This window comes from Microbacterium sp. (assembly GCF_039812165.1).
Taxonomy (GTDB): Bacteria; Actinomycetota; Actinomycetes; order Actinomycetales; family Microbacteriaceae; genus Microbacterium.
Genome location: NZ_JBDIAB010000154.1, coordinates 1 through 7,308, shown reverse-complemented (window position 1 = coordinate 7,308; position 7,308 = coordinate 1). Strand labels below are relative to the sequence as shown.

Sequence of the window (7,308 nt, the reverse complement as noted above, 5' to 3'; positions counted from 1 at the left end):
CTGGTTCCAGTTGTCGGCAGCGCTGTCGCGGTCGCCCTCGATGGCGGTCTCGATCTGGGCGATCGCGGTGTCGGCGATCGCACGGATGCGGTCGCGCGCCGCGTACAGGGTCGAGCGGGCGTCCTGCAGCCCGCCGTGGGCGTTGCCCTGCGCCTGGCGCAGCCGCCAGAGGTCGTCCTCGATGCGCTCGATCGCGGCGGGCGACGCCTCGCTCGCCTGCGCGCGCACGAGGTCGCCCTCGCGGTCGGAGATGTCGTGCGGCAGCGAGTACGTGCGCTGCTCGTAGTACTCCGCGGTGCTCAGCGCGTCGCGCGCGTCGCGCTGGATCGGGCGCAGCTCGACGGCGTACGTCTGCAGCGCGGTGCCCGTGTCGCGATAGCGTCGCCGGGCCCGGCTGAGCGAGCGCGCGACCTCCGACGACGTCTGGGCGATCGCGTCGGTGGACTGGCTGGTCTGGCCGTCGACGATCGCCCGCAGCGACTCGGTGGCCCGCGCGATCGCCTCGGCCGCCGTCACGAGCGCGTCCGCGCGTGGCTCGAGCTGGTCGGGGCGCCCGACGAAGAGGTCCTCGAACTCCACCGACAGCGCGCTCATCCCTCGTCCTCCGACGACGTCGAGTCGTCCGACGACGTCGACTCCGGGGCGGCCTCCTCGGCCGACCGCTCGAGCTCGGCATCGACCTCCGCCATGGTCTCGATCACCGCGTCGAGCGCGTCGCGCAGGAACTCGAGCTTCTCCTCGAGCTTGCCCCGGTTGTAGTCCCAGTTGTCCGCGAAGTCGCGGACCTTGCCCGCGAGCCGGTGCTCGCCGGTGAGGTCCGCGACGTCCTGGCCCACCGTGCCCGCGCTCTGGAAGGTCTCCAGCGAGGTCACGACGCGGCCGCGGGCGAGCCGCAGCGCCTCGAAGTCCAGACTGAGATCCGGCATGTGTCCCCCCGATGTCAGTGAAGCCGTGTCGAAGAGACGACGGATGCCCCTCCCCGAGGCATCCGTCGCCCTCGCCGGACTACTGGCCCAGCTGGCTCGCCAGCTGCTCGTCGGTGGACTGGAGCGCCTGCGCGGCCTTCTCGAGGAACGAGGCCATGCCCTCGATGCCCTGGACGGTCTTGGTGGCGCCGGTGGAGAACTCGTTGTACGACGCGTCGAACGCACCCGACGCGCGCGTCGTGGTGAAGCCGTCCTGGACGAGCTGCGCGACCAGCTGGCGCAGGCGCTGCAGGTTCGCCTCGATCTCGGACTGCCCCGAGCGCAGGCGTGCGGCCGCCGAGTGCATCTGGTCGTACGTGACGTTCATGTTGGCCATGGGAGCCCCCTTCGTGTGTCCCGGTCTTCTCCGGGTTCGTGTGACCCGGGTGGTTCCGGGTGGTCTGTCGTTGTCGAGCGTACGGGCGGCCGTCGCGATCGCCCATGGGGAGAACTCCCCTACCCCTTGCCCTGCCCCGCCTGCGGCTCGGCCATGAGCGGGAACTGCACGCGCACGAGCTTGCCGCGGTGGGCCAGGATGCCGCGTCCCACCGGCAGCTCGCCGCGCATGAGCCGCGGGAACGGGGTCTTCAGCACGAGCTCGCCGTCGTGGGTCTCGGGCTGGAGGATCACGCCGCGGCGCGCGGACTTGATCTCGCCGAGCAGGCCGAAGCTGCTCGTCCACTCGGCCAGCTCGCCCGCGACGACGAGGAACGCCTCACCGCGGCCGGCGCGCTTGACGAGCGTCGAGAGGCCCATCTCGATGACCGACGTGGCGAACTCGCCGATGCCCTCCAGCGCCACGAGCGGCACCGGCCCGCCGTCTGCGACGGCGTCGGCCGCCTCGCCCACCGCGGTGAGCATCGCCATCGCGCGCGAGGCGGCGTCGGCCGTGTCCGTCCACGTCACGGCGGACGCCGCGGGCGAGCGCGGGTCGCCGATGTAGAACGCCGGCGTGCCGGGTCGCGCGCGCAGGGTCTGCGTGGCGATCGCCGCGAGGGCGTTGCTGCGGCCCGCTCCGGGCGAGCCGGCGACGATGAAGGTGCCGCTCGGCTCGATGCCGAACGGGCCGAGGTCGAGGTCGGACAGGCCGATCGCGACGCCGGCGCCGGCGGTCGCCGGCAGCTCGTCGACCGCGTACTCGGTGGGGAGCGACCGGATGCCGGGGGCCGGCGGCGTGCCGCGGCGGCGCATCGCGTCGGCCATGCGCTCGACCGAGATCGACTGCTCCTTGGTGCTGCGCGTGCCGCCGATGACGGCGAGCTGCGCCTCGTGGTCGTCGACGATCGCCCGGCCGGGCACGGCGTCGGGGCCGAGGACGTCGCGCGGCACGCCGAGCAGCGCGTAGCCGTCCTCGTCGGCCATGCGCAGCACGATGCGGCGCTGGATCATCGCCTGCAGCGAGATCGGCACGCTCTGGCCGCGGTCGGCGGTGAGGGCGACGTGGATGCCGAGACCCCGGCCGTCGGTCAGCACCTGCTGGAAGACGCGGTAGGTCTCGGCCCGTCCCGTGACGGCCTCGTAGGCGGCGCGGAAGGCCGGGAAGCCGTCGACCAGCACGAGGATGCGCGGCTCGTCGGGGCGCCCGGCGAGCGCCCGGTACTCGGTGAGGGTCGCCGCGCCGGCGGCCGCGTAGGCGTCGCCGCGGCGATCCAGCTCCGCGCGCAGCATCCCGAACAGCCGCTCGATGCGCTCCGCGTCGTCGCCGGGGATGACCGCGCCGACGTGCGGCAGCGCGTCGAGCATGCGCAGCCCGCCGGCGGCGGCGTCGACGCCGTACACGTGCACCGGGCCGCCGCGCGGGGTGATGCCGGCCGAGATCGCGAGCGTGCGCAGGGCCGTGCTCTTGCCGGTGCCGCCGGTGCCGAAGACCGCGAGGTGGCCCTCGGCGTCGGGCTCGAACGAGAACGGCACCTGGTCCTGCGCCTCGGGCAGGTCGACGACGCCGAGCACGAGGCGCTCGTCGGTGCGCTGCGGCAGCCGGGTCTGGTCGAAGCTCGGCGCGAGCTCGTCGAGCCAGGGGCGTCGCGGCCGGGCGATGCGGGCGAGCTCGGCGGCGTCGCCGAAGCGGTCGACGAGCAGCTGCTGGTCGTTCGGACCGAGGTCCTCGGTGACCGAGGCGGCCTCGACGGCGGGCGCCTCCCACGGCGCGCCGTCGCCGAGCCGGAACGGACGCACCTCGACGGCGGCCTCGACGGTGCCGCCGAGGCTCCAGCCGCCCGCGTACGCGGACTGGAACAGCGTCGTGCGGCCAGGACCGGTCTTCGCGATGCCGCGACCGGGGATGCCGGGGTCGAACAGCGCGGCATCCTTCGACCCGATGACGTCGTCGCTGTCGGTCTCGTCGGCCATGCGCAGGGCGACGCGCAGGTTGGTGTTGGCGCGCAGGTTGTCCTTGATGACGCCGGCGGGGCGCTGCGTCGCCATGATCAGGTGGATGCCGAGGGAGCGGCCGCGCTGGGCGATGTCGACGACGCCGTCGACGAACTCGGGGACCTCTTTGGCGAGCGCGGCGAACTCGTCGATCACGAGCACGAGCGCGGGCGGGGCGTCGGGGTCGGCGGCCTTCTCGAGCTCGAGCAGGTCCTTGGCCTTCTTGCGGTTGAACAGGCGCTCGCGGTGGTGCAGCTCCGCGCGCAGGCTCACGAGCACGCGGCGCACGAGGTGCGGGTTGAGGTCGGTGACGAGGCCCACGCAGTGCGGCAGGCGGATGCAGTCGGCGAAGGCCGAGCCGCCCTTGTAGTCCACGAACAGGAACGTGACGCGCTCCGGGCTGTACTCGGCGGCCATGCCGAGCACCCAGGCCTGCAGGAACTCGCTCTTGCCCGACCCGGTGGTGCCGCCCACGAGCGCGTGCGGCCCGTGCTGTCGCAGGTCGAGGTGCAGCGCGCCCTGAGCGCCCTGGCCGACGAGGGCGCGCAGCTTCGGCTGGTAGCCGCTGCCGGTGCGCGCGGAGTGCACGGAGTGGTTCTGCGTCCAGCGGTCGACGACGGCGGCCGCGCTCGTGGCCGTCTCGGGACCGAGCAGCTGCAGCAGCGGGATCGAGCGCGGCACGTCGCCGGCGTCCTCGGCGACGTCGGCGATGTCGGTCAGCCGCGCGAGCGCGCGCGCGACGACGCCGAACCGCGCCGCGTCGAGCGCCTCGGTGCGCAGCGGTGTCGTCGAGACGCCGAGGCGCACGAAGTGCGCGCTGTCGGGGCCGCCCGCCGGCAGCTCGACCCACGTCCGGCAGGCGGCCGGGAGGGCGGCGGAGGTCGCGGCCAGCCAGATCGGCAGGATGCCGCGACCCGCGGCGCGCTCGCTGAGCTGGATGAGCCGGCCGCGGTCGACGGGGGCGTCGGGGCCGATCAGCACCACGATCGCGGGCAGGGGCACGTCCGTCTCGGTGGAGCGCGACTCGCCCACCGCGGCGCCGGCGGCGGTGGCGGCGTCGGACGACTTGCGGGCGCCGAGGCGGGCCTGCGCGCGACCGCGCGCGTCGACGAGCTCCTCGAGCTGGGCGAGGAGGCGCCCGGCGGTCGCGGCGCTGTCGGCGATGGGCGCGGTGCCGAGGAGCTCCTCGGCGGCCCACGTGTGCGGCATCCACTTGAGGTCGCCGAACAGGTCGCGCGACCCCGGTCCGGCGAAGGCCGCGATGCGGACGTCGGAGGGGGCGTGGAGGCCCCCGAGCTGGGCGAGCAGGGCGCGGGCGAGGTCGGCGACGCGCGCGGGCTCGCCGGCGATGCCGAGCGCGCCGGCCTCGGGGAGCGACTCGAGGATCGGCACGTCGGCGACGTCGCGGAACCCGTCCACGACCTCGTCGAGGCGCGCGACGTAATCGGGGATGGCCTTGTCGCGCTGAGACGACGCGGCGACCGTGTTGCGGCTCGTCGCGGTGCCGTCGCCCAGGCGCACGTGCAGGAACGACCAGTGCTCGGGCCGGCGCGTCCACACGAGCGGCCCGCCGGCGAGGGCGCCGGCGCAGATCGGGTCGAGCTCGGGCACCTCGGCGCGGCGCACGGTGCGCTCGGCCACCCGCTCGCCCTCGAGCCGGTCGCGCAGCCGCGACAGCTGCTGCTCGAAGCGCTCCTTGTCGGCGCGCAGCTGCGCGCGCGCCTGCAGCCGGCTGGTGACCCAGGTGCCGAGCATGAGGAGCGGCGACGCGGCCACGAAGACGAGCGACATCGCCGACTGCGTCACCGCGTAGAGGATCGCGCCCATGAGGGCGGGGGCGAGCATCGCGAGCCACGGGAAGATCTGCGGCTGCGGCGGCACCGGCAGGTCGGTGCCGGGCAGCTCCTCGCCGAGGTAGCGCGCCTCGACGCGCGGCGAGCGCACGAACGCCACCTGCCGCGACGCGACCGGGCCCTCCGGCGCGCTCGCGTTCGCCTCGACGGCGACGAGCGTGTCGCCGAGCACGGCCTCCAGGCGCCCGTCGGTCGCGGTGAGGTGGGTGACCGGGCCGCCGTCGACGAGGATGCCGTTGGCGGAGTTCAGGTCGACGAGCTCGGCGCGGCCCTGCCCGATCTCCAGCCGCGCGTGGCGCTTGGAGACGAGCGGGTCGTCGAGGACCACGTCGCACTGCGCGTCGCGGCCGATGATCGTGACGTTGCGGCGCAGCGGCACGCGGCGGCCGGCGTCGGGGCCCGAGGCGACCACGAGCTCGCCGAGCCGCTGCCGCGGCTCGTAGTCGGCGGGGACCACGCGCACCGCCGAGCCGGCGGCCAGCTGCACGTGGGCGACCGTCGCGGCGGGATCGAGCACCTCACCGGCGCCCGGCGCGATCGTGCCGAACGCCTCGAGGGTGACGTCGAGACCGGCCGGCGGGGCGCCGTGCGGGTCGCGCTCCACGATCGCGCGAGCGACGTCGCCGACGGTGGCGTCGGCATCCGCCGTCACGACGATGTCCTCGTTCGGCCCGTCCGGCCGCACGAGGGTGGTGCGCAGCCTCATGCGCCGCCCTCCCCGGTGTCGTCGGCCGCGTCGGCCGTGCGGTCGAGCAGTTCGAGGTCGTCGCGCGTGACCAGGCGCGACGCCACGGCGTGCTCGACGAGCCGCACGCGCCGGTTGGTCGCCGACGACGAGATGCCGCCGCGCAGGCCCGGCACGCCCTGCCGGTCGAGCTTGTCGCACACGTTGTCGAGCTTGCGGTTGAACCGCGTGATCGTCCAGCCCAGCCGTTCGGCGGCCCGGGCCGAGGTGGGCAGCTCGCTCATTCCGGTGCCCTCGCGACGCAGCACGGGCTCGGCGAGCGCGACGATCAGCTGCCGCTGGCTCAGTGTGAGCGGCACGGCGCCGATCGTCGACAGCCCGTCGCCGTCGTCCTCGGGCCGGGTGGCGCGGAACGCGGGCTGCTCGGCGTGCACGGACAGCTCGTAGGTGGTGGGCCCGGCGCTGAAGACGACGGTCATGACGGCGAAGACGATCGGAAGCCGCGCGCCCGGGGCGAGCTGCGCGTGCACGCGGCCGTCGGTGTCGGTGACGGTCGCCGACAGCCGGGACCCGACGTTGGCGAGCCACCACAGCCCGCCGGCGTGCTCGATCACGAGGAAGTGCCGGTGCAGGAAGCGGTTGTCGTCGAGCGCGAGGTCGCCCTCGCGGCCGATCGCGAAGCGCGCGCCCGGCGCGACCCGGAAGAACTCGCCGGCGAACTCGACGGTCACGTCTCCGGCCGGCCGGGGCTGCGGCGGCGCGGTCACGGCCTCCGTGCCGGGGTCGCGGTCGGCCGCGACGTCGTGGCCGTCGGCGGGTCCTGCGCCGGTGTCGCGGTCGGTCGCCGTACCGCGATCGGCGACGGGATCGGTCGCCGTGCCGCTGGCAGACGCGCGATCGGAGCGGCCGTCGGGCGCCGGCTCCGTGGCGCCGCCGGTGTCGGTGTCTGCGTCGCCGTCGGTCATGGCGTGCACCCCCTCTTCGGATTGCTCGCGGCGCCGTCCGCGCGCACGAGCACGACCTCGATGCACGTGCGGCCGCCCGCGGCGGGCGGGATCGTGACCGCGGTCGCGTCGGTGCGCTCGGCCTCGCCGTTGCCGTCGAGGGTCACCGGGTACCAGAGGAAGACGTCGCCCTCCAGCGGGTCGGGGTTCTGCCACGTGAAGGAGGCGCCGGCGTCCGTCACCGTGCCGGCGACCTCGGCGGGCGCCGGGACGACGCCGTCGCGCGGATCCTGCGGGGCACCGGTCGTGACCGGCTCGGGCTCGGCCTGCGGCATGAGGACGCTCGCGAGCACGATGCCCGCGACCACCACCACGGCCGCTCCCACGGCCCCCGCGATCCACGCGGCGCGTCGCGATCGCGGCGCGCGGTCGGCGGCGGGGGCGGGCGCGGCATCCGGCGCGTCCGACGCGACACGGTCGGGCGACACGGT

4 protein-coding genes and 2 pseudogenes are annotated in these 7,308 nt (G+C 75.1%); all 6 read right to left on the bottom strand.

The window, feature by feature from the left end; translation table 11 throughout:
- Positions 1 to 594 (bottom strand): annotated as a pseudogene (locus WML84_RS11375) (hypothetical protein); the annotation flags it as partial.
- Entirely contained in the window at positions 591 to 926 is a 336-nt protein-coding gene (locus WML84_RS11370; protein ID WP_347346259.1) for a hypothetical protein, read from the bottom strand. The pseudogene WML84_RS11375 and the gene WML84_RS11370, both read right to left, overlap by 4 nt.
- A gap of 79 nt (positions 927 to 1,005) precedes the next feature.
- The gene (locus WML84_RS11365) at positions 1,006 to 1,302 is read right to left on the bottom strand and encodes a WXG100 family type VII secretion target (RefSeq protein WP_347346258.1); all 297 of its coding nucleotides are present in this window, start codon (positions 1,300 to 1,302) and stop codon (positions 1,006 to 1,008) included.
- A gap of 119 nt (positions 1,303 to 1,421) precedes the next feature.
- Positions 1,422 to 5,894, bottom strand: a complete 4,473-nt coding sequence (locus WML84_RS11360) for an FtsK/SpoIIIE domain-containing protein (protein WP_347346257.1) — start codon at positions 5,892 to 5,894, stop codon at positions 1,422 to 1,424.
- The gene (locus tag WML84_RS11355; RefSeq protein WP_347346260.1) at positions 5,891 to 6,640 is read right to left on the bottom strand and encodes a hypothetical protein; all 750 of its coding nucleotides are present in this window, start codon (positions 6,638 to 6,640) and stop codon (positions 5,891 to 5,893) included. The genes WML84_RS11360 and WML84_RS11355 overlap by 4 nt, the downstream gene beginning before the upstream one ends.
- 194 nt (positions 6,641 to 6,834) lie before the next feature.
- Positions 6,835 to 7,308 (bottom strand): annotated as a pseudogene (locus WML84_RS11350) (serine/threonine protein kinase); the annotation flags it as partial.